The sequence below is a fragment of the Curtobacterium sp. MCBD17_040 genome, from assembly GCF_003234805.2.
GTDB lineage: Bacteria > Actinomycetota > Actinomycetes > Actinomycetales > Microbacteriaceae > Curtobacterium.
The window spans coordinates 581,424-607,661 of the sequence record NZ_CP126274.1 but is presented as its reverse complement, the minus strand read 5'-3'; the positions used below and the strand labels follow the sequence as shown (position 1 = coordinate 607,661).

The window sequence follows — 26,238 nt, the reverse complement described above, 5'->3', positions numbered from 1 at the left end:
TCCTTCGATGTGGGCACTGGCGATGTGCGCGGCGCCCGCTGTTACAGCAGTTGCGCTCCGGCTGCGGCCCAGCCGGTCAGCATCGCGGCGAGTGTGAGGAACACGAGCCCTGCGAACCCGCCGGCGACGTTGGTGCGTGCTTCACGGGCGGTCCGCGGCAGGCGAACGCTCTGTCGGAGCGGGTCGAAGTTGGGCGTCCAACCACGGTAGTAGGTGGCGAGGGCACGCTTGTCGTCGAGAAGGTCGCGGACCTGCAAGGTGGTGAGGGGGATGCCGAGTGCGGCTCGGTCCTCCTGGTAGAACAGTGCGTTCTGGAACTCCTGGAAGGACGGCTTGCTCATCGCTGCTTTCCTTTCTTGGCGGTGCTGGTGGTGCGTCGGCTCCGCGTGGTGCGGGGTTTCTGGCTCTTGGTATGTGCGCGGCTGCCGGTCCTCGGAGCGGCGGCCGTGGTCGGCCGAGGGGGCTTCGCTGCGGGCGGCGTTGCGCTGGTGGATGTGCCTTCCGCTCCGGTCCATGCTGGGTCGGCTTTCCCCGCTTTGAACTCCAGCGGTTCGGACAGCGCTGCGACTCGTGCGAACTCGTTGAGGTACGCGCGGGCGATAGTCCGGTGGTGGATCTCGACAGCGTTTTCGACGTTGTTCGCGGCGTTGCCGGTGAAGTTGAACGACCCAGTCCACACGGCGACCGGTTTGCCGTGCTGCAGGCGGACGAGGAACTTCGAGTGCATCAGCGGTGTGTTCGCGGCCCCGGTCCGCGGCGTGTGACCGACGCACCGCACCGCCGGCATACTGTCGTCCCCAGTCGGAATGTCTGACAGCGGCTTGGGGAAGTCGCGTCGACGGAGACCGCCATGCAGTGTGGCGAGGAGCGCGCGTTGCCGCGCAGAGGATGCTTTCCGGTCCGTGGACCGAAGCGACCACTCCTTGTTGACGATGAGGGCGACGGGACGTTGCGCGAGCTCGTGGACGATGTCGCGGCTGGTGATCCACGCGACGCATCCGACGACAGCTTCGGAGCCGCGGACGAACTCGAGGAGCGCGTCGGTGAGGTTCCCGAAGTGGACGGTGGTGCCCGCGCTGGTGGTGTCCCGTCGGGTTCGAGCCCAGTCGAAGCCCTGTCGGGCCTTCGCTGCCCAGGCGGGACGGAGCGTGTTCAGGTCGAACCTGCGGTGCGGCTGCTCGGCGCCGGGACCGGTCATCGTCCGGACGCGGCGACGACAACCAGGAGCAGCAGCGGCACCGCGGTGATGAACCGTTCCAGGGGTGTCAACCCGATGGGCAGCGTCGGCACCTGAGTGCGTGCGCGTCGGACGAGGTGCTCCACGCTGACGTACAGGAGGCCGCAGAGCCCGACCATGGTGAGGGTGTTCCCGATGATGGGGAATCCGTTCCCGGTGAAGTCCACGCCGAACCCCGCGGTGAACAGGCACAGGACGACGTAGCCGGTGATGAGCACCTGCGCGATGAGGTTCTGCTTCTCCAGCTCGTCGTTGACCGGCTCCCATGCCTGGTCGAGAAGCTCGTGCACTTCCGTGTCACTCAACGTGCACGCCCTCCCAGATGATCTGGTTCAGTCGCGCTTCGCTGAGGTCTGCCGCGGTCTGCCCCTCGGGGATCGCTTCAGCGATTCGACGGAACGCCGCGGCGAGGTCACCCACGTGCTGGTCGTCGGCGAGGATGGCGGCGAGTCGAAGCTGACGGGCGGACGCGCATCGAAGGGGAACCGTTTCATCTCGGCCGAGCTGGAGGGGCCAATCGAGGGGCGTCGGCGATGCGGTCATGTCGGGGCGTCTCCTGTTGGTGGTGCGGCTGGCGGTTTTCCTCCGCCGCACGAGGACATGCGACAAAACTGGGCCGGGAGCAGCCGTGGTCAGGTCGCGGAGCGGACGCCGTGCACCCAGTACTCGACTGCGCCGTCGGGATGGATGCGAGCCGGACCCGCTGCGGGGTCGCGGTGCCGTTTCCCGTCAACCCAGTACTCGGTGCGCCCGTTCGGGCTGCTCACCGCCGGCTGGTCACCGTCACGGTGCAGCTGCCCGTTCCGCAGATGCATCTGCGTGCCATCGGCGAGGACCTTCGCCGGCTTCCCGCCGTCACGGTGCGGCACACCGTCCCGGCGCCACTCGAGGTCGCCGGTGGAGGACACCACCGCTGGCTGGTCGTCGAAGGAGTGCAGCAGTCCGCGCCGGTACCACTCCTCGGTTCCATCGATGAGGACGCGGGCGGGACCGTCCTCGCGGTGGAACGCACCGCCGCGGAGGTAGGAGACGCTCCCGACGAGGTCCGCGTCCACTTGGTCGTACCCGCCCACGGCCGCGGTCGAGACGAGGTGTGTGGAGTCGGGGGCGTGCACGCGGTGGCCGAAGTGGCCAGCGTTCCGGTACGGCTCTCCCGTCTGCTTCTTCCGAAGAGCGGCGGTCATGACGAGCATGTGTGCGGCTCGAGAGTGGGGCGAGGTAGCGCCTTTCAGCGCGCAACTTGTGCCGCTACAAAGAGGCTCGCTTCAGCGAAGCATTCCTTCGAGCGGGTCCGGCTTCGCGGTGATGCCGTAGTCCGCAGCGTGCTCTCGGAACCACGCCTGCGCGCTTATGCTGGTGTTGAAGTCGCCGTTGTCTTGCGCTTCGACGGCGTCGGCGAGGATCTGCTTGAACAGTGGGCCTGGTGTGAGTCCGGCGTCGATGAGGTGGCGGCCGGTGAGCAGCGGCCGGTGGGTGCTGGCTGCGGCGAGGAACATCTTCCCGGCCCAGTCGTAGGCGCTGGTTCGTTTGGATCCGGCGCCGCGTCCCTGGCAGTCGGCGTCGCACACGCGCAGCCACGCGTCCACCATCTCCACCGTGGCGCCGAGGCGTCGGTACAGGCGGCGGGCGGCAGCAGCGGACGGACCACGGTCGGCTGCGCTGTTGGCGACCATGTGCTCGCGAACGATGACGGCGACCGCGTCGATGATGTGCCGGGGTGCGCCGATACGGCCGAGGAGGGCTCGGACCGCGTCCGCTCCGTATTCGTCGTGGCCGTGGCTCTTGATGCGAACGGAGCCGTCCTCCTGCACGAGGTGTTGGGTGCCGGGTCCGGCTTTCCCGAGGTCGTGGAGCATAGCGGCGAGCACCACGATGACACGTTGGTCGCCGGTGATGCCGTCCCGTTCGCAGTGGGCGGCGGCGTGGTCGCCGGCGAGGCCGAGGTGCACGTGTACGGGGCCTTCCGGGTGCCAGTGCGGGTCCTGCGGCACGTTGCGGATGGCGGCGAGTTCCGGGAAGTGCCGCTCCCAACCGAGGGTGTGCAACGCGTTGAGGGCTGCGGAGATGTGGACTCCCTGCGTCAGCTTCTTCCACTCGGGCCACAGCCGCTCGACGGCGATCGTGTCGAACCGGTCCGACAGCCGCTGGGCCCGGTCGATGAGTTCCGGGTGCACGGTGAAGCCGTAGCGGGAGACGAACTGAACGGCACGGAGAACGCGGAGCGGATCCTCGTCGAACCGGTCCGACGTGGGTCGGAGGACCTCGTCGCGGATGTCGTTGATACCCCCGAACACGTCGATGAACTCGCCGGTGCTCGCGTCGTAGCTGACAGCGTTGACGGTGACGTCGCGGCAGGAGAACGCGGCGGTCAGCCCATCGTCGTCGCTGTACGCCCCTTGCGCGACGCTGATGTCGAAGTGCTCGCCGGAGAACGTCGCCTTGTAGACGGGGAACCGACCGCCCGCTTCCACCACAACGGCGTCGTTGTCCCGCAGTAGCGCGACCATCGCGTTCACGTCGGCGAGGTCGTGCACCTCCACATCTACGTCCTGAGCGATGGGGCCGCCGCGACGGACGAATCCCTCAGGCGCTGTCTCAAGCGTGTCTCGGAACTGACGGTCCAGCGACTTCGGCGGCTGCGGTGCGGATCCATGAAAGTGGCGGATGAGCGCGTCCCTGACGGTGCCTCCCACGATCACCGGCGTCCCGCCAGCAAGCGTGATCAGGTAAGTCAGCGACTCGGCGTGCCGGCTGAGTTCGAGGACGTCGGGCCTGTCGTCGCGGACGTCGTCCGGGAGGAAGCAGCGATGCACTGCGGGCACGTCACGCTGCTGGCCGCAGAGCGCGCAGATGATGCTGGTGGTCACGAGGCTCCTGTCCGTCACATCCTCTATGCGCGGAACGCTGAGGTAGACAGCGTAATCGGCGGTATCACGCGGACCTCCTTCAGTTCTCAGCGGCTTCTCCGTTCGACAGGTCCTGTCGGACGCCGTGGTGCCACGTTTCGGTGGTGCCGTCGGGCCAGGTGACGGCGGGTCCGTTGTCGCGGTGCCGTTTACCGTGCTGATACCACTCCTCCTTACCGGTGGGATGTTCGATGGCCGGCCCGCCGTCGCGGTGGAGCTTCCCGTGGATGTACCAGAGGGCGGTCCCGTCGAGCCAGTGAACGGCGGGACCGTCCTCTCGGTGCATGTCGTGCCGTGAGTCGCGGTAGATGGTGTTGTCGATGGTGTCGGTACGTCGGCCGGGCATGGTCGGTCTATGCGAGCCGCGTGAACGCGGACATTCAGCAGCCGAGCCGACGGCTGCTGAATGTCTGCGTTCGAAGGTCAGCCCTCGATGATGATGCCGACGGCCTCGCCGATCTTCATGGCGACGGCGCGCTCGGTGTCGCCGAGGGGGCTGCCGGGGAGGGCGATGGCCTGGGCGGCACGCTCCGGCCACGACAGGGCGGCCTCGAGGCGGGCCTTGACGGCCTTCTCCGTCGGCGCGCGGGAGGAGAACTCGCTGGTGGCTTCGACCTCGGTGGCGACCCACGACTCGAACAGCGCCTTGTGGAACTTCTCCCACTCGGCGTCGTCCTGCGGGCCGAAGTGGCTGAGGAGGAACAGCGACAGGGTGAGCTGGTCGCGGCTGGGTCGCGGCTGGAGGGCGACGGCGGCGAGGACGAGGACCTGCGCCGCGTCGGCGCCGAGGCCCATCAGCTTCGCGAGCTGCTCCGCGGTGTAGTCATCCCACACAGCGAGGAGACGCATGTCGGTGGCGCGCTGCTCCGGGGTCTGCACCGACGTGTACAGGGCGTGCATCGCGGCGACGGACTGGCGGGCAGCGTCCCGGTCCTCGGTGACGGCGTTGCGGATCCACTCACGGTCGAACGGGTTGCTGGGGCGGATGAGCTCCGGGAGGGCGAACGCCTTCCGGAGCGCCTTGGCGGCGAGGGCGAGACGGGCGTTGCTGCGCTTCCCGGCTGCTTCCTCGAGGAACGACTCGTGGATGTCGTCGAGCTCCTCGTCCGCGTCGTGGGAACCGTCGAGGCTGGCGTCGAAGTCGGGGGTATCCGACGCGGTGTGGAACGCCATCTGTGCGTAGGAAACGCCGCCCTCGGCGCTGCCGAGGTCGAGGGTGGGGTCCACCCAGGCGTTGCGGAGTCCGATGCGGCGGATGTTGCGAAGCTCGGAAGCCATCACGGCCTTCGCGAGTTCCCGTGCCCAGCCGCATGCGGACTGGCCCTTGGCGGTGCGTGCGAGGTCGAGGCCCTTTCCGTCGTCCTGGAGGCACTTGACCTCGATCATCTCGAGGAGTTCGGCGACGAGGTCATCGCGCTCCTGCGTGGTGGCGTCCTGTCGGCGGGACCGGGAGACGGTGAAGGCGATGTCGGTGCCGGCGAGGTCGTTGGCGATGAGCCAGCGAACTTCGGTCTCGGTCATCGTGCCGTCGATCGCGGCGTTCGCCCACTGGGTGGCGCGGGCGTCGATTTCGTTGTTGGTGAGGTGGGTGCGGCGGAGGGCAGTGTTTGCGTTCATGCCCAGCCCGTGCGCGTGCACGTGCACGGTTTCAGGGCGGCTGGTGGAACTTGCCCCCGAAGTGGGGCCGGTGTGGGTGAGAGAGCGGGTGAGAGTCCGGTTTCGCAGTTGAGTCACGGAGAGGCCTATGCGGCCAGCTCCGGGTCAGCGGGGACGGTCTCTCATGGGAGGCGCCCGGTGGTGTTCCGGGCGCCTCAGCTCACTTCCCGAGCAGGGTGCGGAGGGTGTCTGCTTCGCGGCTGTCGGCGGCGGCGTAGGCGGCTGCGTTGGCTGCTTCCACCTCGCGGAACACCTCGTCGCGGAGGATGCGGACGCCCTGGGGTGCGTCGATGCCGATGCGGACTCCGTCGCCTCGGGCGTCGAGGACGGTGATGACGATGTCGTCGCCGATGAGGATCTTCTCCCCCGGCTTGCGCTTGAGTACGAGCATCAGGGCCTCACGCGATCTCAGCGGACGGCTGCGCGTCCATCCAGCCGACGGGGATACCGAGGTAGTCGGTTGAGTCCGGCGTCGTCGTCTCCGCGACGCCGAGCGCGGCGACCGCGTCGATGCCGTCGGCGGCCTGCGCGACGGTGTGGGCCCACGTGGAGGTGTCCTCCGGCTTCCGGGTGACGTCCACGGCGAGCCACACCTGGTCGGGGATAACTTCGTCGAGGAACGCGAGGTGCAGGTCAGCGTCTGCCGGGGTGACCCCGAGTCCGACGGCGACGATGAAGGACCGGGCGGTGCGGACCCCGTCAGCGCGCGCTGCGAACATCTCCCGCCGGTCCTCGATGTGCCGGCCGTTGCCGCGGCGGTACGTGCCGGCGAGGACCACCTCGACGCTGCCGTACGCGGCCTGCAGCGCTTCGGCGACGGTGCGAGCGTCGTCGCGGAGCCCGAACACGTAGACGAGGTCGCCGGGGCGGCGGGCGAACTCGGGCGCGCGTCGCTTCAGCGGGGTGACGGGGGCGATGGGTCGCACCTGCACGTGGGTGGTGGGTTCCGGGGCTGGTGTCGAGGCCACCGTGGGGTTCTCCGTCGCATCGACCTCGGCTGTGCCGAGGGTCTGGTCCATGACGTCGTCGAAGACGGCGGCGTTGTCCTGCCCGACAGCGTCGGTGTCAGCGTTGTCGGCGTCGTCGAGCAGTGCGGCGATGCCGGTCGGGGTTAGGTGGTGGACGTCGCCCTTCGGGCGGAGGTTAAGCGGCCAGCGCTTCGGCACGGATCACTCCAATCGACTCAATGGGTGACACTCCGGTCACCTCGGTGTAGGACAGCACCGGGAATTGCGGTACCTGGGTGGCGACGAGCTTTCGCACCGCCGCCCGGATCTGGGGGAAGCAAACGATGACTGCGCTGTCGTTCTGTGCCGTCTGGTTCCGGATGGCTGCGAGCGTGCGTTCGAACTGCTTCGGCTCGAGGGTGATCGTGGAGCCGTGCTCGGTGACCTTGAAGCCTTCGAGCATTGCCTGCTCGAGGAGCGGATCGAAGGTGATGGTGCGCAGCACACCGTCGTCCTTATGCGTGTTCGCCAACGCCGGGTGCAGTGCGCCGCGGGCTGCTTCGATGAGGCCCTCGATGTCGGTAGAGACCTTCGCGCGAATTGCCAACGCTTCGTAGATGCGGGCGAGGTCGTTGATGGGGACCCCTTCGATGAGGAGGCCCTGCAGGACTCGCTGAACCTCGGCGAGGGACAGCAGCGCGGGGGTGAGTTCGTCCACAGCAGCGGGGCTCGACTGCTTGAGGTGGTCGGTGAGGACGCGCACGTCTTCGCGGGTGAGTAGCCGGTCGGCGTTCCGGGTGATGAGCGACGACAGGTGGGTGACGATGACGCTGGTGCGGTCAACGACCGTGGCGCCGAGCATCTCCGCGCTGTGCTGCATCTCCGACGCGATCCACTTCGCGGCGAGGCCGAACACCGGCTCGACCGTGTCAGTGCCGCTGAGGGTGTCCAGGTGCTCGCCGAGAGCGAGCACCTTCCCGCGCGGCGCGGTGCCGCGTCCTGCTTCCGTTCCGGCGACAAGAACGGCGTAGGTGCCCGGCGGCAGGTCGGAGTTGTCGCGGGTGCGCACCGGCGGGATGACGACCCCAAGTTCCATCGCGATCTTTCGCCGCAGCCCCTTCACCCGAGCGAGGAGGTCCCCGCCGGTGTCGGTGTTGACCACGTCGACGAGGTCCGGTGCGAGCTGGATTTCCAGCGGATGCACCTTCATCTGCTCCATGAGGTCCGCGGTGGTGTCGTTCGTGCCGGTGGTCTTCTCCACCACCGCTTTCTGCTGCTCCTCCGCGGCTTTCTTCGCCTCGCTTGCACGGATGCGCTGAGCGACGACGATGAGGCCGACGCCGACGGTCAGGAACGGCACCTTCGGCATCCCTGGGATGAGGGCGAGAACGATGGCGGCGCAGCCGGCGATGATGAGAGCGACACGGGACTGCGCGAGCTGCTTTCCGGCGGTGGACCCCATGTCGGAGTCGCTGCCGGAGCGGGTGACGATCATGCCGGTGGAGATCGCCATCAGCAGGGCGGGGATCTGCGCGGTGAGACCGTCACCGATGCTCAGCAGTGCGTACTTGTTCAGCGCGTCGGTGATGCTGAGGCCGCCCTGCAGCATTCCGATGATGATGCCGCCGATGACGTTGATGACGATGATGAGGATGCCGGCGATCGCGTCACCCTTGACGAACTTCGACGCACCGTCCATCGCGCCGTAGAAGTCCGCTTCCGCTGCGACCTCCGCGCGTCGGGTTCGTGCTTGCGTGTCCGTGATGAGTCCGGCGTTCAGGTCCGCGTCGATCGCCATCTGTTTGCCGGGCATCGCGTCGAGGGTGAACCGGGCGCCGACTTCCGCAACACGTTCCGCGCCCTTGGTGACGACGATGAACTGGATGACGACGAGGATGAGGAACACGATCGCGCCGATGATGAGGTTCCCGCCGACGGTCACCTGACCGAACGTTTCGATGACCTGACCGGCGTACCCGTGGCCGAGGACGAGCCGCAGCGACGAGACGTTCAGGCCGAGGCGGAACAGTGTTGCGACCAGCAGCAGACTTGGGAACAGGGAGAAGTCCAGCGGCTTCTGCACGAACATCGTGATCAGCAGCACCACGAGGGCGAACACGATGTTCACCGAGATGAGAATGTCCAGCGCCCACGACGGGACCGGCATGATCAGCAGCAGGACGATGCCCACCACACCGGCAGGCACCGCGTATCGCGGCAGGTTCTTCAGGCGCATGCTCTCCCTATGCCGGAAGGGGTCAGGTCGGCGGCGAGGGGACGCCTGTGGTTCGGCGAGCCGCGGCTCGTGGTGCAAACGCGGCGCGACGGGCTGTCGCAGGACGCCGGTAGCGTTCTTCGCATGACGACCACGGCGCTCGTGCAGCTCGCCGTCCCGGCTCTGTCCGGGCTGGTGGGTGTTGCTCTCGGTTCCTTCGGGAACCTCCTGGCGCAGGCACGGTCCGACCGTCAGTCCCAGACCAGGGAGCAGGTTGCTCGCGCCGAGCAAGCCGCCGCTCGCGCTCGTGCGGAACGACGCGCCTTCGAACTCGAGACCTTCGCCAGGTTGCCCAAGCTGATTCAGGAGTATGGCCGGGCCACTGGTCGTGTGCTTCTTTTCGACCTCGACACCCTGCGTGAGCAGGGTCAACTTACGAGCAGCACACCTGGCGGCGGCGAGGAGGGCCTCAACCGAAACGTAGAGCTCATGCTCGTGGGCAGCCAAGTACTCGACGAGGACGTTCGTAAGGCGGTCGAGGCCGCACGCGTAAAGATGAGCTCGATGCAGCTTCCGCCGCCGGGGTTTGAGCGCCTCAGCACCGATGAGCTCATCGATCTCACCCGACGGCGGATCGCCCGCCTCGGTGACGTGCTACAGACAGTGCTAGAGACGGTAAATGGGTACCGGCGCGGCCTTTACGCCGAACCCCACGCTGGATCCGCCGCGGATTAGGCGGGCGCCACCCGAGCCGCAGCCGTTCGACTCCGCATCGCTGCGCACCGCGGCCACGGCCGCTACCGAACTGGTGCGTCGTGCACGTCGGACAGGGATGCGCCGCGTTGCTTCAGCTGCCGGACGAACACGAGGATGTTCGCCACGACCGGGAAGTACTCGTGGGGGATCTCATCGCCGAGCTTGCACCGCTGATGCAACGCTCTGGCGAGCGGCACGTCGCGGACGAGGGGAACACCGGTGTCGCGGGCTTCCTCACGGATGCGAACGGCGATGTTGTCTGCGCCCTTCGCGACGACGCGAGGCGCTGACTTCCCGGGGACGTATCGGAGCGCGACCGCGATGTGGGTTGGGTTGACGACGACGACGTCGGCGTCCTTGATCGCTTGGATCATCCGGTTCCGGCTCATCGCCATCTGCCGGGACCGGCGGTGCGCGCGCACCATCGGGTCGCCGTCGGAGCTCTTCTGCTCGTCCTTCACCTGCTGCTTCGTCATCATTGTCTGCTTCCGGTTGCGGCGCATGATGACGATGACGTCGAAGCCGCCGAAGACGATGCCGGCGGCGATGGTGGTGCGAACCAGCCCCCAGACGCCGTTCTCCGCAGTGCCGAGGATGCTGGCCAGCGGCAGGGCGCCGAGGGCTTGCACGATGGGTGTGAGGCCGGAGATGCTCCCCCACAGCACCAGTGCGACGGCCGCGGATTTGAGGATGGTCTTCGCCGCTTCCCAGAGGGTGCGGGTGGAGAACATGTGGACGATGCCGGTCATCGGGTTCAGCTGACTCAACCGCAGGGTCGGCGCTTTGAAGTACAGGTTCCCTTGCGCGACGTACGCGGCAATGACGGCGATGCCGGAGACCGCGAACAGCGGCCAGAGGGTCACGCCGACGGACCCGAGCGCGTCCCGCATGTACGTCACGGCGGCGCCGGCATCGGGATGCTGAATGACGTCGCGGATGGAGAGCACCTGATGCATCGCCGCCTGCTGCGCCCGTTGCACCGTCGCGGGCACCATGATGGCAGCGCCGGCAAGACCAACCCATGCAGGCAGGTCTCGGGACTTGGTCAGCGACCCTTTCCGTCGCACCTCCTTGAGGTGCTTCTCGGTCGCCTGTTCGGTGCGTTCTCCGCTGTCCGCCATCAGCCGACACCGCCCAGCATCTGCGACACCTGACCGGTGAGGGATGAGATGACCGACGGCAGGGCGGTGAACCCGAGGGACACCATGAGGATCGTCATCAACGCCAGCGCCGGCGGGCCAAGGCTGAACGCCTGCAGCTGCGGCGCAACCCGTGTGAGGAGGCTGAGACCGACGTTCACGAGGAACAGCACCACGGCGATGGGGCCCGCGATCTGCAGCGCGGCGAGCATCATCTGCGTGACGATGGTGAGCAGGTTCTGCTGCACGCCGAGGCCTGCGATGCCGGCGGTGAGCGGCAGCGCGGTGAAGGACCGGGCGACACCTTCGATGACCACCTGGTACGCGTTCGAGGTGAACAGCAGCGTCAACGCGATCATCTGGAACAGCCGAGCGAACTGCGCACCCTGAATCTGGGTGGAGGGGTCGTACTGCTGCGCCATGGAGAACCCGCCGAACTGGTCCAGGAGACTCCCGGCGATTTCGACAGCCGTGTACACGGCGTAGACGAGGAACCCGAGGAGCCCGCCGGCGACGGCTTGGATGACCACTTCGACGATGAACTGGCCGGTGCTGCCAGCAACGTAGCCATGCGTCACCGCCGGACCAATGGCGACAGCGAGCGCCACCGACAGGATCGTTTTCACCTGCGTGGGGATGGCCTGCTGCGCGAACGGCGGCGCGATGACGAGGAACACGAGGATGCGGATCGAGGCCAGAGCGACCGCTTCGATGGCGTTCTGGTCGATGACGAACTGCATCAGCTACCCGTTCAGCAGCGACGGAATCTGCTTGAACAGCAGCTCCGTGTAGGTGACCATCTCGCTGATCATCCATGAGCCGCATACCAGCAGGGCGATGGCGACTCCGATTGCCTTCGGGATGAAGGACAGGGTCACTTCCTGAATCTGGGTCACGGACTGCAGCAGTGACACGGCGAACCCGATGACCAGTGCGGTGAGGACCATCGGTGCTGCCAGTTTCGCGGTGATGATCATGGCCTGCACGGCGATGCCGATGAGGGTGTTCTGGTCCATGACGCTCCTACTTGTAACTGGTGACGAGCGTCTGGATGACCAGACCCCAGCCGTCAACGAGGACGAACAGCAGCACCTTGAACGGAAGGGAGATCATCGACGGGGGAAGCATCATCATCCCCATCGACATCAGGCTCGCGGAGACGACCAGGTCGATGACGAGGAACGGGATGAACACCACGAACCCGATGACAAACGCGGCGCGGAGCTCGGAGAGCATGAACGCGGGGACCAGGGTGGTGCACGGCACCGACGCGAGGTTCTTCGGGTTGTGCTGCCCGGCTGCGCGGGTGATGAGGGCGATGTCTTCCTGCCGGGTGTGTGCGCCCATGAAGTGCGCCAGCGGTGTCTCCGCGGCGGTCATCGCGCTGCCGAAGTCTATGTGGCCGGCAAGGTAGGGCTGCACCGCTTCGGTGTTGATGGCTCCGAGGACCGGATGCATGATGAAGATGCTGAGGAACAGCGCCATGCCGGCCAGCACCTGGTTCGGCGGGAGGGTGTTCAGTCCGGTGGCGTTGCGGACCATGGCGAGGACGACGAACACCTTCGTGAACGACGACATCATCAGCAGCAGCGCGGGGGCGATGGACAGCACGGTGATGCCGAGCATGGTGACGATGGCGCTCGAAGGGGCGCCGTTCGGACCGTTGATGCTGATGGTGCCGGTTCCTGCGGCCGGGGTGGCCGGTGCGGTCGGCCCGGTGGGCAGGGTTGCGGCGTGGGCGCCGGATCCCGTGAATAGGACGATAGCGACCGCAGCCACAGCGACCAGGAGCGCGCACGCAGCCCACCGGCTGTACCGGATGCGCCGTTCGGCGCGGAGGTCGGCGGGCGTGACGGTGACGCTCATCGCTTCCCTCCGAACATCTGCTTCGCGCTGACGGACAGGCTCTGCACGAACGGCATCCGCTGCCCGATGGTGGGCGCTTCGGGTGCATCTGCCAGACCGGTGTTGTCGTCACTGTCGGCGCGTCCGAGCTCAGCTGCGAACAGGGCGGCTGCGCTTTCCGGCGCCTTCCGCTTGTCGATGACGGTGACGTTGCCTTCGGCGACGCCGAGCACGTAGCGGCGCGCGTCGATGTCGACGACGACGACGCTGGTCTTCTGACCCAGGGCCTGCCTGGCGTACACGCGAACGGCGGAGTTGCTTTTGCTGCGGGAGGTCCACTTGCGGGTCTTCCGGTTCAGCACCAGCAGCAGGCCGACGACGACTGCGAACGCGACGACGACGCGCAGCAGCGTGAAGAGGGAGTCCACGGCTACTGCAGCTCGTCGGTCGCGTCGAGGATCTGGGTGACCTTCACCGCGTAGTCCTGGTCGACGACGACGATCTCCCCGAGCGCGATCTTCCGGCCGTTGAGGAGAATGTCGGCGGGCGCTCCCGCGGACCGGTCCAGTTCGACGATGTTCCCCGGCTCAAGGCTGAGGACGTCGCGGACCGACATGCGGGTGCGGCCGATCTCGACCGTGAGGGACATCTCCACGCTGGAGATGCGGCTGAGGTTCCCGGCGAACTCCGTCAGCGGCAGCGGGTCGCCGCCACCGTTCAGGCGGGTGCGGACCGCGAAGTACGCCAGCGCCATGCCGGCGGCGTCGGCGAGGGCGTACACGTCGGAAGTGTCGTCGCCGAACAGCGTGGTTCCGTCGCCGGTTGCGGCGGCACTGAGGACACCGCCGCCGAGCGCGCCTGCTGCGGCGTTGAGCGCCGGGTGGAGCACGTCGGCGAGGCTGATGCCGGCGGCGCTGTCCGCTCCGACGGTCAGGGCGCGTTCGTCGCTGACGATGAGGCCGAGCTCCGCGGACGGCGCTCCGACGTACGAGGCGAGGACGGCCTGCGACGTGACGGGGACGGTGGTGGTGTCGGTGACCGGTGTGGCAGTCAGGGTCCCGGAGGCGGGGAAGGAAGCGACAAGGGCGTCGGCGGCGGTCTGGTGGCGGTTCATGGTCACTTCTGGTCCTCAGGGTTGATGACGGATACGGCGAGGCGTGAGCCGGATGCACCGATTGCTGCGGCGCCGACGACGTGGTCGCCGACGGCGATGTCCAGTGGCCTATGCACCGGGTGTGGGATGGGGAGAACGTCGCCGACCTGCAGGCGGAGAATCACGCCCGGTCGTACGGGTACGGGGGTGAAGCGGGCGCTGACGTCCACCGGTGTCTGCGCGAGCTGCACGGTCAGCAGCGCGGGCGCGTCGCCGGCGGGGAGGGTCGGGTTCGCTTCCCCGAGCTTGGGGAGGATGACGGTGGCCGGCAGCGCCAGCGTCGCCTTCGTGTTCACGTCGCCGATGCGGATGCTGAACGCGGCGACGATCATGAGTTCGCTGGTTGCTGCGGCTTGCGCGAACTGGGAGTTGTACTGGATACCGTCGACGGTGATGCTCTCCGGCAGCAGCGGCCCCATGGAGTAACGGAGGTCCTCGATGGCGTCGTCCATGATCTTCCGGACGAGCGCTGCTTCCAACGGCGTGAACGTCCGGTCGGTCTCCCCGACCTCGCGAGTGCCGCCGAGCATGGAGTTCACCCACGACAGAGCAGCTCCGGTGGGGAACTGGATGACGCCCTTCGGGATGATGTCGCCGATCTGACACAGCACCATCGCAGTGGTGGACGGTAGCGACGCTGCGTACTCGTCGTACGTGTGAACGCTGACCCGGTCGCATTCGACCTGGGAGAACACCCGCACGTTCGCGGTCAGCTGGGTGCCCCACTGCCGCGCGAACGTCTCGAACGCCAGCTCGAGGACGCGGGAGTGCTCCCGGGCAAGCGCGGTTGGCCGCCGGAAGTCGTAGAGGTACACGGTGTCATCCCGTGTGGAAGGTGTCGTCTCGCTCACGACCCTCCTATGCCGACCGGTCACGGCAGGCGGAGACCGCCGCGGCCGGCGCCGCGGTTTCCGTGTCGACGGCTGCTGGTGGCGCTGCCGTTAGTGGCTCTTCTCGGCTGCGAGCACCTTCGGGATGAGGTTCCGGACGTCCTGGTTCTGACCGGAGAGCACCACAATGTCCACCCGCCGGTCGTGGGAGAGCGCCGCCGCGTCGTTTCCGGGCGCGGTGGCGTCGGAGGAGCCGTAGCTGGTGGCGGTCGTCCGGGTGTCGGCGATGCCGTTCTGCTCATCGAGGCGACGCAGCACCGACACGGCTCGTTCCGCGGCGAGGTCCCAGTTGGTGGCGTACGGCGCCTGCGGGGGCCGCTTGTCGGCGTGCCCTTCGATGGAGAGCTTGTAGGCGGTGGGTCGCAGGACCGGGCCGATGACGTCGATGATGCTCTGCGCGGTACCGGTGAGGGTGTCCTGGTTCGAGTCGAAGAACGTGGAGTCGCCGACGAGGCCGATGGTCAACCCACGGGAGTCGATGCTGAACTGCACGTCATGCTGCAACCCCTTCGCGGTCAGCTGCGCGTTGATGGCCGACTGCAGCTTCTGGAAGTTCTGCACCTCCGTCTGCGCCAGTTGCAGCGGCGTTGGCACGGACGGGGTCTTGGACTTCTTCACGTCCTTCGGGACGATCACGCCCTTCGCGGTGTCCACCTTCTGGGACTTCTGCACCCCGAACCCGGTCTGCAGGGAGTTCTTCAGCTGGTCGAACTTGTGCGCGTTGATGCTCGACATGGAGAACAGGACGATGAACGTGCACATGAGGACGGTGACCATGTCCATGTAGGACGCCATCCACCGTTCGTCGGGATGCTCCTCCGCTCCGTCGCCGCCGCCTCCGCCGCCGCGGCGGCGCCCCTTCCCGCTACTCATCGGCGCCTGACTTCCCCTTGCCCTTCTTCGCCTTCCCGGCGGGGACAAGGGGCCGCAGCCGCTCCCCCAGCGCGCGGGCGCTGAGGCCCGCCTGGATGTGCAGGACACCTTCGACGATGAGGTTCATCCGCTCGTGCTCAAGCTCGTTGAGGCGCCGCATCCGCGCTGCGATGGGCAGCCAGATGAAGTTCGCCGACAGCAGGCCCCACAGCGTCGCCACGAACGCGGACGCGATCATCGGTCCGAGCTTGCTGGGGCTGGACAGGTTCTCCAGCACGTGAGTGAGGGACACCACCGTGCCAACGATGCCGATGGTCGGCGCGTACCCGCCGAGGGTCTGGAAGAACTTCGCGGCCGCTTTCGCGCCGCGGCTCTGGGTGTGGATCTCCTCCTCCAGCTGCCCGCGGAGTTCCTCGGAGTCGGTTCCGTCTGCGGCTCCGAGCAGCGCCGTCTTGAAGAACGGGTCGGGGATGGTCTCCGCCTGCTCCTCCAGCTTGATGAGGCTGCTGTGGCGAACGATGTCGGCGAGTTCGACGAGTTTGTCGACGGTGCCCTGGAAGTCCGGCTTCTTCCCCTTCAACGCCTTGGGGATGGCGGAGAACGCGGAGATGGCGTCGCTGACGGTACCGCCGGCGAGGCCGACGAACACGGTCGCGCCGAACACGAGGATGATCGGCGCTGGCAGCAGCAGACCACCGAACGTGGCCCTGTCGAGGACGACGGACGCGCCGACGGACCCGAACGCCAGCAGGATGCCGAGGAGGAATGCGAGGTCCACTGGTCAGTCACCCTCCGGTGTCGTGAGCATGCGAGGGTTCTGGTTGAACGCGGTCGCGAGGACCGTCGCTCGGTAGTCGGTGATGAGGTCGATGACCTCATCGATGGGTTCCAGGACGATGTACCGGACGCCGTCGACCATCATCAGCGTGGTGTCCGGGTCGGAGGTGATGCGTTCGATCAGGTCGGGGTTCACCGCGAACTGGCTGTTGTTCAGCTTGGTGACGAGGATCATCGGGGCTCCGGACGGGGTTGCGACGGGTGGGGTCGCTCATCGGTGAAGCGCCGTCAGGAAACACAAATCGGCCGGCGGAGACGAGTTGTAGTCGTCTCCACCAGCCGATTTGACACTTCCCGGAGGGAGAGCTTTTTGGCCACGGTTGGCCTACGACAATCGCGTACTTCCGGGGCTGACGCTAGCCAACTCGGGCTCCGTCAGCACCGGGTGTCGGCGTTCGGCGACTAGCTGCTCTGCAGCTGGTCGAGCTGCTGCAAAATCTGGTCGCTGGTGGTGACCACTCGGGCGCTGGCCTGGAACGCACGCTGCGCGATGATGAGGTTGGTGAACTCCTGCGACAGGTCCACGTTGGACTGCTCGAGCGCGCCGCCGGTGATGGAGCCGAATCCGGCGGACCCAGCGACACCGTACTGAGCGACGCCGGAGTTGGTGGAGGCGGAGAAGTTCGAGTTGCCGTCGGCGACGAGGCCCTCCGGGTTGGAGAACGTGGCGAGGGCGACCTGGCCGATGGGCTGGATCTGGCCGTTGGAGAAGGTGCCCTGCAGGGTGCCGTCGGAGCTGACGGTGAAGGACTGCAGCGTCCCGGCGGCGAAACCGTTCTGGCCGCTGATGCCGGCGGTGGTCGTTCCGGCGTAGTCGGTCGCTGCGGCAAGGTTCACGGCGATGCCGCTGGCGGAGGTCACCGTGGTCGGGGCGGTCAGCTGCCCATTGGTGAACGTCAGCGCCTGCGCGGCGGTCGCGCCGCCGCTGTCCGAGGTCGCGACGTTCCATCCCGCGGCGGTCTTCGTGAACGCCAGCGACAGCTGCGACTCGGCGCCGTTGGCGTTGTAGACGGTGATGTCGCGGTTGAGGACGGTGCCGTTCGCGGCGTCGGAGGGCAGGTTCCCGGTGACGGTAGCGGTGGAAGTCGCCTGCGGCTGCGACATCTGACCGACCCGGATGTTCAGCCCCTGCGGGATGCCGCCGTTGTTGACGGCGCCGTTGACGGCTGGCCACCCCTGGACGATGCCGCCGTCGGCGGTGACGAGGTTCCCGGCGGTGTCGAGGCTGAACGCACCGTCGCGGGTGTACTCGGTGCGGCCGTTGACGCTGACGGGGAAGTACCCGTCGCCGTTGATCATCATGTCCTTGTCGTCGCCGGTGGTCTGCGCGGACCCTTCGACAAGGTTCTTGGTGACACCGGCGACGCGGACGCCGAGACCGACCTGGCCACCGTTGGTGCCGCCGACGCCGGCGGTGGGGGTGGTCGGGTTCGACAGGGTCTGGGAGAGGGTGTCCTCGAACTCCACCGACGAGGACTTGAACCCGACGGTGTTGACGTTGGCGATGTTGTTCGCGGTGGTGTCGAGCATCGTCTGCTGCGACTGAAGGCCGGAGATACCGGAGTAGAGGGAGCGGAGCATGAGTGTCTTTCTGTCAGGAGGCGGTCGTGGCGGACGCGGGTGCTACGCCGCTGATGGAAGCGATGTCGATAGGAGAGCCGTTCACTGTCACGGTCGGGTCACCAGTGCTGGTGTAGGTGACGCCCTTGACGACGCCGGATCCGGTGGACCCGTCGGCGTTGATGTAGGTGACGGACTTCCCGACGAGGTTCGCGGCGTTGTCCCGCATCTGCAGCGCGAGAGACGCCGTGGAGTCCGACCCCATGCTGGTCAGCTGCTGCATCTCCGCCAGCTGCGTGGTCTGGGAGATCATGCTGTTCGTGTCCATCGGTGAGGACGGGTCCTGGTTCTGCAGCTGGGTGACGAGGAGGTCCATCATCGAGGAGGTGTCCAGCGTCTGCTTCGGCGCGCGGGTGGGAGCGCTTTCGTACAGGCTCGTCCCGGAGGACGGCGACGAAGCGGCGACTGGGGAGATGTCGGTCACAGGGGTTGGTTCTCCTGGTCAGGCGAGGACGTCGAGGAGGCGGTTGCTTCGTCGAGGGGTGCTGCGTTGGGCGTCCTGCCCGGGAGTGTCACTGTCGAAGCGACGGCTGCCGTCCTGTGGCGTTGCCGCGGGGTCCTCCCGCGGGCGACCATCCCTATCGGCGGACGCCCCAGTTTCGGAGGAGACATTGAGGGACGAGTTTCCGGGGTTCCCAGCGGCGAGGTCAGCGCGAAGGTCCCCGCTGATCTGCTGCAACGCTTGACGTCCGTCCTCGGTCGGGGCGAACAACTCCACGTGCACGTGACCGTCGTCGTTCACGTGCGCCTGCACCGTCACCGGGCCGAGGTTCTCCGGCCGCACACGCACGACCATCACCTGGTCGCCGTCGGCGTTCCGAGCAACCTGGATGACGGGGCCGGTCAGCTGCTTCCGCACGTTCTCGGCGACGTCGGCCGGCACGGAGCTTCCGGCTGGAGCGGCAGCGGCGGTGGCGGGTGCCGATTCGACCCGGGGCGTCGGCGCTGCGGGCGCGATGGTGGGAGCGATGGCCGCGTTCGTGGACTCGGCCGCCGTGTGACTGGCCGTTCGAGCGGCACCGACCGTGGTGACGGTGGAGCTCGACGATGCGGTGCTGCCGCGGCGCGTGTCATCGGTCTGCTGCGCACCGGCTGCCACGACGGCAGCGGCCGCGGCAGATGCTGCGGTTGCGGGGACGGCTGGAGCCGCCTGCTGCGTCGACGGCTGGGTGCCGTCGGCGGTGTCCGCTGAGGCTGTCCGCTCGGATGCTCGCTCCCGCCGCTGCGGGGCGCTGGGGGCACTCCCCCGCGACGCGGCATCGCCGGACGCTGCGGCGTTCTCGGTGGTCGCGGCAGAGGTGTCCACGGTCGAGGGTGACGGCACGGTCGGTGCTGTCTGCGCCGCGGTGTTCACCGGCACCTGTGGCTGGGTGGACGCGGCACCGGAGACGGGCGCCGACCCGAGGGCGGGGAGCATGGGCTGCGTCGCGTCTACGGTGGCGGGTCCGTCGCCCGCGGTGGACAACGCGGGAGCGGCCGCCGGCTGCGGCATCACCTGCGGGGATGCGACTAGCAGCGCCGACGCCAGCTGCTGCTGCTGGACTGTGTCCGTGCTCGCGTTCGACGGAGCCGGTCGGTGCTCCCCCGCCGACGTGGCGGTGAGACGGTTTCCGCTTCGGGGCGCGTCATTGTCGGTTCGGCTGCTCGTGATCTGCCGCTGCGGCAGACCGTTTGACGGGATGCCAGCACCCTGCAGCTGCTGCGACGGTGCTGCCGTGGCCGGCGCGGTCGCTGCCTGCGTGGGTGCGGCGCTCGCCGCGGGTGCGGGCGTCGCAGCGTCAGCGGGCGCGCTCGGTGCCGCCGCGGCGGCCGGGATGGTCGTGACGTGGGTGTTCGCCGGGACCGCCGATGGTGTCGCGGCGGTCGGGAGGCCGAGAAGCGCCCGGGACGCCGACATGTCGTCAGCTGCGGACACGGCCGACAGCGGCTGCTGCTGCTGCTGCGGCTGTGCCGGCTGCCCGGCGGTGGCGGCCGCCGCTGGGGTGACGGGTGCGGGCTGCTCGGACGGCTGCGGGTCCTGCGTGGCTTCGTCCTCGTCGTACGCGGCGGACAGCGCAGCGGTGAACGTGTCCGCACCGCCGGTCTTTCCCGGCAGGAGTGAGGTCATCGCGGCGGCCGCGGCGGAGGAGGTGACTGCTGCGGCGGGCATCAGAGGGACCCTCCGAGCGAGGTTGCCAGGGAGGAGTAGTTGCCGGACTGGGCGAGCAGCGAAGCCAGCGACGACGTCGATGATGAGCCGGACAGCAGTGACGACAGCTGCGAGGAGTCAGACCCGGACGTGCCGTTCAGCGCGGCGAGCTGGGATGCCAGCGCGGTGCTCTCCGCGGTCGCTGCGGAACCTGAGGTCGAGTCGGCGGTCGTTGCGGGGACGATACGGCGGATGGTGCCAATTTCGTCGCTGCTGAGCCATTCCTTCCGCTCCACGACGTTCTCGCCTGGCTTCGGCGCTTCGATGATCATGCCGTTGCCGGCGTAGATCTGGATGTGGCCGTCGCCCTTCTCGACGATGAGGTCGCCGGGCTGAGCGTCCGCAAGGGAGTTCACGGTCTGCCCCATCTGCGACTGCGGTCCGACGGTGCGAGGCATGGTGATGCCGAGGTCCTTGAACACGGTCTGGACGAGGCCGGAGCAGTCCATGCCGGACGTTGTCGTCCCACCGAACACGTACGGCACGCCGAGGTACTTCTGCGCGTCGGCGATGACGTCGGCGCCGGTCTTCCCGTTCTGCACGAGCGCGGACCCCGATGCTGCCGTCGCCGTTGTCGATGACGCCGACTCGAGCGCGGAACTGAACTGCGCGGCGCTGCTGCTGTCCGTGCCGGCTGCGGTGGACGTCGCGGTGACGGATGGTGTTGCCGTCGCGGTGGTTGCGGCCGGCTGGGCGGTGGTGGCGGGGTCGGCGACCTCAGCGATCTCGGTCTGGATCTGCTGGATGCGCGTCAACGCGTCGGTGAAACTCACTGTGCTGCTCCGGGGATGGTTCGGTGGCGTCGTGACGTGGCGATCTCGTCCAATGCGGCTTGTTCCTGCCGCTCGCGCTCCCTGGCTTCCTGCCGGGCGTGACGGTCCTCGAGCTTTTCCAGCCCGAGGGTTTCTGTCCTCGCCGTCGTATATGCGGCGGAAGCGGCGGCTCTGGTGACCTCCGCAGCGCGGTGCATGCCGGCGAGGTCGGCGAGCATGGAAGCGGCGGCTGCGCGAGCGCCAGCCACCGCAGCGATGGTGCTCACGCCGGTGGCGTCCACGGTCGTACCCGCCAGCTGCGCGCGGATGTCGGCGCGGCGTTGCACGACTCGGCTCACGCTGCTGTTCGCGTCGGCGAGGTCCGACGCCGCTTGCTGCTCCTGCAAGCGGCGGATGCGAAGCAGGTTCGTCAGACGGAACTCCGTCATCGTCCGCCTCCCAGCACGGCCTGCAGATGCTGCAACGCCGTCCAGGACTCCGCGGCGGAGGGCTGCTCCATCATCGTCTGCTGCAGGAACCGGTTCATGTCCGCTTCGTGCTGCACGCCGGCGTCCACCAACGGGTTCGCGCCGGGCTTGTACGCGCCGACGTCGAGGAGGTCCTGCGCGCCGCGGCGAGCGGAGAGCACCTGCCGGAACGTTCGCGCGGCCGACGCCTGCTCCGCGGTGTTCAGCTTCGAGGCTAGGCGGGAGACCGAACCGAGAACGTCGATGGAGGGGAAGTGGCCGTTGATGGCGAGCTTCCGGTCGAGGACGACGTGGCCGTCGAGGATGCTGCGGGCGGCGTCGGCGACGGGTTCGTTGTGGTCGTCGCCGTCGACGAGGACGGTGTACAGGCCGGTGATGCTGCCGACACGGTCGGTGCCGGCCCGCTCGAGGAGGCCTGCGAGGACGGAGAACGTTGACGGCGGGTATCCGCGGGTGGCGGGCGGTTCACCGGCAGAGAGACCGATTTCTCGCTGCGCCATCGCAACACGGGTCAACGAGTCCATCATCAGGACGACGTTGCCGCCCATGTCTCGGAACGCTTCAGCGATGCGGGTCGCCACGAACGCAGCGCGCAGGCGCATCAGCGCGGGTTCGTCGGAGGTGGCGACGACGACGATGGATCGGGCGAGCCCTTCCGGACCGAGGTCGTCTTCGAGGAACTCCCGGACCTCGCGGCCACGTTCGCCGATGAGGGCGATGACGGACACTTCCGCGTCGGTGCCGCGGGCGATCATCGACAGCAGCGACGACTTCCCGACGCCGGACCCGGCGAACAGGCCCATGCGCTGCCCTGCACCGACGGTGAGGAGGGTGTCCATGGCGCGGACGCCGAGGGTGAGCGGGGTGCTGATGCGGGAACGGTTCAGCGGGTTCGGTGTCGGATGTTCCAGGGGGACGACAGCGTCGGAGGTGAGGGGGCCGCGGCCGTCGATGGGGCGTCCGAGGCCGTCGATGACTCGGCCGAGGAGGCCACCGCCGGTGGGCACTGCCGGAGGGTTCAGCGCGGGGCGCACCGGTGTTCCAACCGGGTGGCTGCCGACCGCAGCCAGCGACATGCAGGTGAGGGTTCCCTCGCCGGTGGCGACGACCTGGGCGACGTCTGCGTTCGCGTCGCCGATGTGGACGAGGTCGCCGGTGGCTCCGGTGAGGCCGCTGACGGTGACGCCGAGGCCGACGGCGCCGGTGACAACGCCGACACGTTCCGGCGCTGCGACGCGGAGCGCGCGAGTGAAGCGGTCCCCGCCGGGGCGGTAGCCGGTCATCGGTTGTACCAGAACGGTGCGATGGGGCGGCCGTTCTCCCCGCGGCCGCCCCGGCACCAGGACGGGTCGTACTCGTGTGCTGGTCCGTCGCAGTGGCAGGTCGGCATCGGGGGTCTCCTTAGGTGGGCGGCGATGGGGCGGCCGCGCTCGTCCTTGCCGTACCGGCACCAGGTGGGGTCGTACGGGTGCGGTGGCCCGTCGCAGTGGCAGGTGGTCACCGCTGCTCTATGCCGGACCGTTCCGGCCTGCGGAACCAGGCGATTACTGGGCGCCGCCGAGGAGAACAGTTCGGGCGCGGTCCAGGGACGCGGTGATGCGAGCGTCGAACCAGCCGTGGCGGAGCCTGGCGATGGCCTCCCCCGGGGCGAGGGACGGATCTGCGGCGACGGTCACCCCGGCGGGGATCTCCGCTTCGGCGAGCGCGGCAACATCGGCGGGGCTCAGGAGCACCTCCGTAACCTGCTCGCGGCCGGCAGCGTCCACGGCGCGGCGAAGGGTTTGCGCCGCGGTGACATGGCCGCCGTTCACCTCAGCGACGAGAACCGCTTCGGCGAGGTCGAGGGCGGTTTCGATGAGGGTCTGGTCGGCCTGCTCGAGGGCGGGGATGACGTGGGTGTTCAGCTGTTGTGCGGCGCGGGCGAGCGCGTCAACAGCCTGCTGGGTGCGCTGCCGTTCCCCGGCGATGGCGGCGTTCAGGCGGGCTTCGCGGACCGCTTCAGCTTCCCGCTGCTGCTCGGCAGCGTGACGAAGCCCTTCGGCGTATCCGGCGGCGAAGCCGCGCTGCTTGGACCCGTCCGGGCGAGCGGACAGGTCCGGCAGCGTCACGGGTACGAACGCGGCGCTCACTCGACGAGCTCTTCTGCGTCGCCGCGCTGCACGGTGATCGCCCCTTCCGCTTCGAGGGTGCGGATGGCCCGCACCACCTCGGAGCGGGCTTCCTCGACCTTGGACACCTTCACCGCGCCGAGGGTCTCCTGCTCCTCTTCGAGGTTCACCCGGTTCCGTTCGGTGAGGTTCTCCCGGATGAGATCCTGCACGGTCTGCGGGCTGCCCTTCATTGCCAGGGCGAGCACGGCGATGTCGATGCCGCGGAGGACCTGCTGCACGTCGCGGGAGTCGAGCTTGACGATGTCCGCGAAGGTGAGCATGCGACTGCGGATGTCCTGCGCGAGGTCCGGGTCACGCTGCTCGAGGTCGTCGAGGATGGCCTTCTCCGTTGCGACGTCGGAACGGTTGATGATGTCCACCACCGACTGCACACCGCCGACAGCGTCAACCTGACCCTTCGTGGTGACGACAGCGCCGGCGCGGGCCCGCAGCGTGTCCGCGATGACGCGGATCGCTTCCGGGCTGGCGGTGTTCATCGTCGCCAGGCACTCGGTGACGCTCGTTCGCTGCTCCGCGGTGAGCTTGCCGAGGACCTGGCTGGCGGCGTCCGGACGCAGGTGCGCGAGGACCAGCGCGGTGGTCTGCGGCAGTTCGCCGTCCAGGAGCAGCGCGACGTGACTGGCGTCTGCTTTCTCGAGGAACTCGAACGCTCGGCCGGCGAGGGAGGACGCCACGCGGGACAGCAGCCCGGCGGCGCGTTCGGACCCGAACGACGCTTCGAGGATGCTGGCGGCGACGTCGCGGCCGCCACGGGTCTTCGCTGAACCGTCCTGCCCGAGGGCGTAGAACTCGTCGAGCGCTTCGTTTGCGACGGCGGCGTCCACGCCCTTGAGCTGGAGGATTTCGGCGGCGATCTTCTCCGCTTCGTCCTCGGAGAACTGCTGCATGAGGTGCGCAGCGGTTTCCTTGTCCAGGTTCACCAGGACGAGGGCGGCCTTCCGCAGGCCGGTGAGCGGTTCGGGCATCAGTTGCTGTTCCTGTCGATCATGGCGCGGAGAGCCTCAGCTGCCCGCTCCGGGTCTGCTTCGGCCATCGCGGCGATTTCGGTGCGGCGCTGCTCGTTACCGAGGGGCTGCGCGGCGACGGCCTGCGCTTCGGCGGGGAACACCGACACGTCGTCAGCGTCGTCGAGGGGTTCCTCCACCGGAGCGGCCTTCCGGCGGCGAGCGGCGATGATGAGCGCGGCGATGAGTCCGGCGATGACGCCGCCTGCGGCCCCGCCGCCGTACACGATGTACTGGTGCATCTTCGCTGCCTGCTTCGCAGCGAGAGCCGAGGCGAGCGCCTTCTGCGCGGCGGACTTGTTCGCCTGGGAGAAGGACACGAACTGCACGCTGACGGTGTCGCCACGCTTCGGGTCGATGCCGGCCGCGTTGGAGACCAGGCTCCGCAGCTGCGCCAGGGTCATCCCCTTCGCGGCGGCGCGGTCCACGGCGACGGACACCGTCTGCTTCTGCAGCGCGCCTGAGGGGATGTCGTCCTTCTGCGTCGTCTTGTTCAACGCGTTGTCCTTGGTGGTGCTCTGCGACGTGTAGGAGCCGTCTCCGTTGTTCGCGGTCGTGGTGGTGGACTCGCTGCTGCTGTTCGTGTTCGCGCCCAGGACACCTGCGGCGTTTCCACCGCCGGAGCCGGAGTACGTCTCCTTCGTGTCGGACTCGCTGGATGCTGGCGCGCCGGTGGGGATGGTGTACGTCGTGGTGGTCTTCGTCGAGGTGGCGTCGCTCATCGCGGCGTGGACGACAACTTCGTCGTTCCCGGCGCCGACGAGCCGGTCAAGCATCGCCTGCACGCTTGCGGACGTCGCCGTGTCGTAGGCGTTCTCGGCCGCGGACCCGTCGCCGGTGACGCCGCCACCCACGGTGGAGAGCACGTCACCGTTTTGGTCGATGACGGTCACGTCGGTGGACTTCATGCCGGTGATGGACGCGCTGGTGAGGTGCACGATGGCTTGCACCTGCTCCGGGGTCAACGTGACGCCGGCGGCGGTGTCCACGAACACCGAAGCGGTCGGGTCCTGCTGCTGGTCGGTGAACACCGTCGCGGTTGGGATGGCGAGCTTCACCGACACGGCGGTGACCCCGTTGATGCCTTCCAGCGTCGTTGCGAGCTCGCCCTCCATCGCCCGCTTGTAGGTGACGTTCTCCTCGAACTCGGACGTGGTGACGCCCATCTTGTCCAGGAGTGCGTACCCGCCGGTGTCTGTGGACGGCAGGCCGGCCGCGGCGGCCTTCAGCCGTTCCGCGGAGACATCCCCCTGTGGGACGAGGATGGTCGCTCCTGCGTCGGAGAGCTGGTATGACACCTTGTCGCTGGTGAGCTGGTCGGTGACGGCGGACGCGTCGGTGGCGCTCAGCCCGGTGAACAGCGGCGAGTAGGTGGGCTTGGTGAGCCAGGTGGTCAACGCGATGATGCCGACGACGAGCACGGCGATGCCGAGGACGGTGAGGGTCTTCTGCGCGACGGTGAACCCGTTGATGGTGTCGGTGAAGCGCCGGAAGAAGGCGGAGAGTTTCGGGGGCATGCTCGTAGGAAGTCCGGCCGTCAGCTCCGAAGAGCCGGCGGCGC

General features: G+C 68.1%; 31 protein-coding genes. 1 reads left to right on the top strand and 30 read right to left on the bottom strand.

The features are described from left to right. Positions 1-41: 41 nt before the first annotated feature. The 11 genes from DEI94_RS19715 to DEI94_RS19665 all read right to left on the bottom strand — a co-directional run bounded on the left by DEI94_RS19715 (position 42) and on the right by DEI94_RS19665 (position 8,982). Entirely contained in the window at positions 42-341 is a 300-nt protein-coding gene (locus DEI94_RS19715; protein ID WP_111025347.1) for a hypothetical protein, read from the bottom strand. Continuing rightward, complete coding sequence (locus DEI94_RS19710) at positions 338-1,198, bottom strand: phospholipase D-like domain-containing protein (protein WP_181441678.1); 861 nt, start codon at positions 1,196-1,198, stop codon at positions 338-340. Before DEI94_RS19710 ends, DEI94_RS19715 begins: the two co-directional genes overlap by 4 nt. Beyond that, positions 1,195-1,542 carry a hypothetical protein gene (locus DEI94_RS19705; RefSeq protein WP_181441677.1) on the bottom strand — a complete coding sequence of 116 codons (348 nt, stop codon included), beginning with the start codon at positions 1,540-1,542 and terminating at the stop codon, positions 1,195-1,197. Before DEI94_RS19705 ends, DEI94_RS19710 begins: the two co-directional genes overlap by 4 nt. Further along, on the bottom strand, positions 1,535-1,780 hold the full coding sequence (locus DEI94_RS19700) for a hypothetical protein (RefSeq protein ID WP_111025343.1): 246 nt from the start codon (positions 1,778-1,780) through the stop codon (positions 1,535-1,537). The genes DEI94_RS19705 and DEI94_RS19700 overlap by 8 nt, the downstream gene beginning before the upstream one ends. Before the next feature lie 89 nt (positions 1,781-1,869). Next, complete coding sequence (locus tag DEI94_RS19695) at positions 1,870-2,421, bottom strand: hypothetical protein (RefSeq protein WP_146249374.1); 552 nt, start codon at positions 2,419-2,421, stop codon at positions 1,870-1,872. A gap of 81 nt (positions 2,422-2,502) precedes the next feature. Continuing rightward, the gene (locus tag DEI94_RS19690; RefSeq protein ID WP_146249373.1) at positions 2,503-4,104 is read right to left on the bottom strand and encodes an HD domain-containing protein; all 1,602 of its coding nucleotides are present in this window, start codon (positions 4,102-4,104) and stop codon (positions 2,503-2,505) included. Positions 4,105-4,183: 79 nt separating this feature from the next. Beyond that, positions 4,184-4,489, bottom strand: coding sequence for a hypothetical protein (locus DEI94_RS19685; protein ID WP_111025337.1), 306 nt, complete (start codon positions 4,487-4,489; stop codon positions 4,184-4,186). Between the two features lie 77 nt (positions 4,490-4,566). Beyond that, on the bottom strand, positions 4,567-5,760 hold the full coding sequence (locus tag DEI94_RS19680) for a hypothetical protein (protein ID WP_111025335.1): 1,194 nt from the start codon (positions 5,758-5,760) through the stop codon (positions 4,567-4,569). Between the two features lie 199 nt (positions 5,761-5,959). Then, positions 5,960-6,190 carry a carbon storage regulator CsrA gene (gene csrA, locus DEI94_RS19675; protein WP_111025333.1) on the bottom strand — a complete coding sequence of 77 codons (231 nt, stop codon included), beginning with the start codon at positions 6,188-6,190 and terminating at the stop codon, positions 5,960-5,962. A gap of 7 nt (positions 6,191-6,197) precedes the next feature. Further along, on the bottom strand, positions 6,198-6,965 hold the full coding sequence (locus DEI94_RS19670) for a hypothetical protein (protein ID WP_111025331.1): 768 nt from the start codon (positions 6,963-6,965) through the stop codon (positions 6,198-6,200). Beyond that, a complete protein-coding gene (locus tag DEI94_RS19665) occupies positions 6,943-8,982 on the bottom strand; it encodes a flagellar biosynthesis protein FlhA (RefSeq protein WP_111025329.1) in 2,040 nt (679 codons plus the stop codon). The genes DEI94_RS19670 and DEI94_RS19665 overlap by 23 nt, the downstream gene beginning before the upstream one ends. Before the next feature lie 123 nt (positions 8,983-9,105). On the opposite strand from DEI94_RS19665, the gene DEI94_RS19660 reads away from it, so the two are divergent. Beyond that, a complete protein-coding gene (locus DEI94_RS19660) occupies positions 9,106-9,696 on the top strand; it encodes a hypothetical protein (RefSeq protein ID WP_146249372.1) in 591 nt (196 codons plus the stop codon). A gap of 62 nt (positions 9,697-9,758) precedes the next feature. Here DEI94_RS19660 and DEI94_RS19655 read toward each other — a convergent pair whose 3' ends face one another. The 19 genes from DEI94_RS19655 to fliF form a co-directional block, all read right to left on the bottom strand. Further along, positions 9,759-10,838, bottom strand: coding sequence for an EscU/YscU/HrcU family type III secretion system export apparatus switch protein (locus DEI94_RS19655; RefSeq protein WP_111025325.1), 1,080 nt, complete (start codon positions 10,836-10,838; stop codon positions 9,759-9,761). Continuing rightward, positions 10,838-11,596, bottom strand: coding sequence for a flagellar biosynthetic protein FliR (locus tag DEI94_RS19650; RefSeq protein WP_111025323.1), 759 nt, complete (start codon positions 11,594-11,596; stop codon positions 10,838-10,840). Before DEI94_RS19650 ends, DEI94_RS19655 begins: the two co-directional genes overlap by 1 nt. Positions 11,597-11,599: 3 nt before the next feature. Beyond that, the gene (locus tag DEI94_RS19645; RefSeq protein ID WP_111025321.1) at positions 11,600-11,872 is read right to left on the bottom strand and encodes a flagellar biosynthetic protein FliQ; all 273 of its coding nucleotides are present in this window, start codon (positions 11,870-11,872) and stop codon (positions 11,600-11,602) included. A 7-nt stretch (positions 11,873-11,879) separates the two neighbouring features. Further along, complete coding sequence (gene fliP / locus DEI94_RS19640; protein WP_111025319.1) at positions 11,880-12,722, bottom strand: flagellar type III secretion system pore protein FliP; 843 nt, start codon at positions 12,720-12,722, stop codon at positions 11,880-11,882. Beyond that, positions 12,719-13,129: a FliO/MopB family protein gene (locus DEI94_RS19635; RefSeq protein WP_111025318.1), complete on the bottom strand. Its 411-nt coding sequence runs from the start codon at positions 13,127-13,129 to the stop codon at positions 12,719-12,721. Before DEI94_RS19635 ends, fliP begins: the two co-directional genes overlap by 4 nt. 2 nt (positions 13,130-13,131) lie before the next feature. Continuing rightward, complete coding sequence (fliN, locus tag DEI94_RS19630; protein WP_111025316.1) at positions 13,132-13,815, bottom strand: flagellar motor switch protein FliN; 684 nt, start codon at positions 13,813-13,815, stop codon at positions 13,132-13,134. Between the two features lie 2 nt (positions 13,816-13,817). Then, a complete protein-coding gene (locus tag DEI94_RS19625; RefSeq protein WP_111025314.1) occupies positions 13,818-14,705 on the bottom strand; it encodes a flagellar motor switch protein FliM in 888 nt (295 codons plus the stop codon). 90 nt (positions 14,706-14,795) lie between these two features. Then, the gene (locus tag DEI94_RS19620; protein ID WP_111025312.1) at positions 14,796-15,617 is read right to left on the bottom strand and encodes an OmpA/MotB family protein; all 822 of its coding nucleotides are present in this window, start codon (positions 15,615-15,617) and stop codon (positions 14,796-14,798) included. After that, a complete protein-coding gene (locus DEI94_RS19615) occupies positions 15,610-16,395 on the bottom strand; it encodes a motility protein A (protein WP_111025310.1) in 786 nt (261 codons plus the stop codon). The genes DEI94_RS19620 and DEI94_RS19615 overlap by 8 nt, the downstream gene beginning before the upstream one ends. Positions 16,396-16,398: 3 nt before the next feature. Continuing rightward, entirely contained in the window at positions 16,399-16,629 is a 231-nt protein-coding gene (locus DEI94_RS19610; RefSeq protein WP_111025308.1) for a flagellar FlbD family protein, read from the bottom strand. Positions 16,630-16,856: 227 nt separating this feature from the next. Next, positions 16,857-18,035, bottom strand: a complete 1,179-nt coding sequence (locus tag DEI94_RS19605) for a flagellar hook protein FlgE (RefSeq protein ID WP_111025306.1) — start codon at positions 18,033-18,035, stop codon at positions 16,857-16,859. 13 nt (positions 18,036-18,048) lie between these two features. Continuing rightward, positions 18,049-18,498 carry a flagellar hook assembly protein FlgD gene (locus tag DEI94_RS19600; RefSeq protein WP_181441676.1) on the bottom strand — a complete coding sequence of 150 codons (450 nt, stop codon included), beginning with the start codon at positions 18,496-18,498 and terminating at the stop codon, positions 18,049-18,051. An 18-nt stretch (positions 18,499-18,516) separates the two neighbouring features. Further along, a complete protein-coding gene (locus DEI94_RS19595) occupies positions 18,517-20,223 on the bottom strand; it encodes a flagellar hook-length control protein FliK (RefSeq protein ID WP_111025304.1) in 1,707 nt (568 codons plus the stop codon). Then, complete coding sequence (locus DEI94_RS19590; protein WP_111025302.1) at positions 20,223-21,035, bottom strand: C40 family peptidase; 813 nt, start codon at positions 21,033-21,035, stop codon at positions 20,223-20,225. Before DEI94_RS19590 ends, DEI94_RS19595 begins: the two co-directional genes overlap by 1 nt. Then, positions 21,032-21,463 (bottom strand): flagellar FliJ family protein, encoded by a 432-nt coding sequence (locus DEI94_RS19585; protein WP_111025300.1) that lies wholly within the window; start codon positions 21,461-21,463, stop codon positions 21,032-21,034. The genes DEI94_RS19590 and DEI94_RS19585 overlap by 4 nt, the downstream gene beginning before the upstream one ends. Next, on the bottom strand, positions 21,460-22,785 hold the full coding sequence (locus DEI94_RS19580) for a FliI/YscN family ATPase (protein ID WP_111025298.1): 1,326 nt from the start codon (positions 22,783-22,785) through the stop codon (positions 21,460-21,462). The genes DEI94_RS19585 and DEI94_RS19580 overlap by 4 nt, the downstream gene beginning before the upstream one ends. A gap of 261 nt (positions 22,786-23,046) precedes the next feature. Further along, positions 23,047-23,631 carry a FliH/SctL family protein gene (locus DEI94_RS19575; RefSeq protein WP_111025296.1) on the bottom strand — a complete coding sequence of 195 codons (585 nt, stop codon included), beginning with the start codon at positions 23,629-23,631 and terminating at the stop codon, positions 23,047-23,049. Next, complete coding sequence (fliG, locus tag DEI94_RS19570) at positions 23,628-24,638, bottom strand: flagellar motor switch protein FliG (RefSeq protein ID WP_111025294.1); 1,011 nt, start codon at positions 24,636-24,638, stop codon at positions 23,628-23,630. The genes DEI94_RS19575 and fliG overlap by 4 nt, the downstream gene beginning before the upstream one ends. After that, positions 24,638-26,194, bottom strand: a complete 1,557-nt coding sequence (gene fliF, locus DEI94_RS19565; RefSeq protein ID WP_111025292.1) for a flagellar basal-body MS-ring/collar protein FliF — start codon at positions 26,192-26,194, stop codon at positions 24,638-24,640. The genes fliG and fliF overlap by 1 nt, the downstream gene beginning before the upstream one ends. Positions 26,195-26,238 lie beyond the last annotated feature (44 nt).

Excerpts from the sequence above, each read along its gene's own strand:
- DEI94_RS19715 (WP_111025347.1), bottom strand. The coding sequence starts at position 341 with ATGAGCAAGCCGTCCTTCCAGGAGTTCCAGAACGCACTGTTCTACCAG.
- DEI94_RS19710 (WP_181441678.1), bottom strand. The coding sequence starts at position 1,198 with ATGACCGGTCCCGGCGCCGAGCAGCCGCACCGCAGGTTCGACCTGAAC.
- DEI94_RS19700 (WP_111025343.1), bottom strand. The coding sequence starts at position 1,780 with ATGACCGCATCGCCGACGCCCCTCGATTGGCCCCTCCAGCTCGGCCGA.
- DEI94_RS19695 (WP_146249374.1), bottom strand. The coding sequence starts at position 2,421 with ATGACCGCCGCTCTTCGGAAGAAGCAGACGGGAGAGCCGTACCGGAAC.
- DEI94_RS19685 (WP_111025337.1), bottom strand. The coding sequence starts at position 4,489 with ATGCCCGGCCGACGTACCGACACCATCGACAACACCATCTACCGCGAC.
- DEI94_RS19680 (WP_111025335.1), bottom strand. The coding sequence starts at position 5,760 with ATGAACGCAAACACTGCCCTCCGCCGCACCCACCTCACCAACAACGAA.
- csrA (WP_111025333.1), bottom strand. The coding sequence starts at position 6,190 with ATGCTCGTACTCAAGCGCAAGCCGGGGGAGAAGATCCTCATCGGCGAC.
- DEI94_RS19665 (WP_111025329.1), bottom strand. The coding sequence starts at position 8,982 with ATGCGCCTGAAGAACCTGCCGCGATACGCGGTGCCTGCCGGTGTGGTG.
- DEI94_RS19660 (WP_146249372.1), top strand. The coding sequence starts at position 9,106 with ATGACGACCACGGCGCTCGTGCAGCTCGCCGTCCCGGCTCTGTCCGGG.
- DEI94_RS19655 (WP_111025325.1), bottom strand. The coding sequence starts at position 10,838 with ATGGCGGACAGCGGAGAACGCACCGAACAGGCGACCGAGAAGCACCTC.
- DEI94_RS19650 (WP_111025323.1), bottom strand. The coding sequence starts at position 11,596 with ATGCAGTTCGTCATCGACCAGAACGCCATCGAAGCGGTCGCTCTGGCC.
- DEI94_RS19645 (WP_111025321.1), bottom strand. The coding sequence starts at position 11,872 with ATGGACCAGAACACCCTCATCGGCATCGCCGTGCAGGCCATGATCATC.
- fliP (WP_111025319.1), bottom strand. The coding sequence starts at position 12,722 with ATGAGCGTCACCGTCACGCCCGCCGACCTCCGCGCCGAACGGCGCATC.
- fliN (WP_111025316.1), bottom strand. The coding sequence starts at position 13,815 with ATGAACCGCCACCAGACCGCCGCCGACGCCCTTGTCGCTTCCTTCCCC.
- DEI94_RS19620 (WP_111025312.1), bottom strand. The coding sequence starts at position 15,617 with ATGAGTAGCGGGAAGGGGCGCCGCCGCGGCGGCGGAGGCGGCGGCGAC.
- DEI94_RS19610 (WP_111025308.1), bottom strand. The coding sequence starts at position 16,629 with ATGATCCTCGTCACCAAGCTGAACAACAGCCAGTTCGCGGTGAACCCC.
- DEI94_RS19605 (WP_111025306.1), bottom strand. The coding sequence starts at position 18,035 with ATGCTCCGCTCCCTCTACTCCGGTATCTCCGGCCTTCAGTCGCAGCAG.
- DEI94_RS19595 (WP_111025304.1), bottom strand. The coding sequence starts at position 20,223 with ATGCCCGCCGCAGCAGTCACCTCCTCCGCCGCGGCCGCCGCGATGACC.
- DEI94_RS19585 (WP_111025300.1), bottom strand. The coding sequence starts at position 21,463 with ATGACGGAGTTCCGTCTGACGAACCTGCTTCGCATCCGCCGCTTGCAG.
- DEI94_RS19580 (WP_111025298.1), bottom strand. The coding sequence starts at position 22,785 with ATGACCGGCTACCGCCCCGGCGGGGACCGCTTCACTCGCGCGCTCCGC.
- fliG (WP_111025294.1), bottom strand. The coding sequence starts at position 24,638 with ATGCCCGAACCGCTCACCGGCCTGCGGAAGGCCGCCCTCGTCCTGGTG.
- fliF (WP_111025292.1), bottom strand. The coding sequence starts at position 26,194 with ATGCCCCCGAAACTCTCCGCCTTCTTCCGGCGCTTCACCGACACCATC.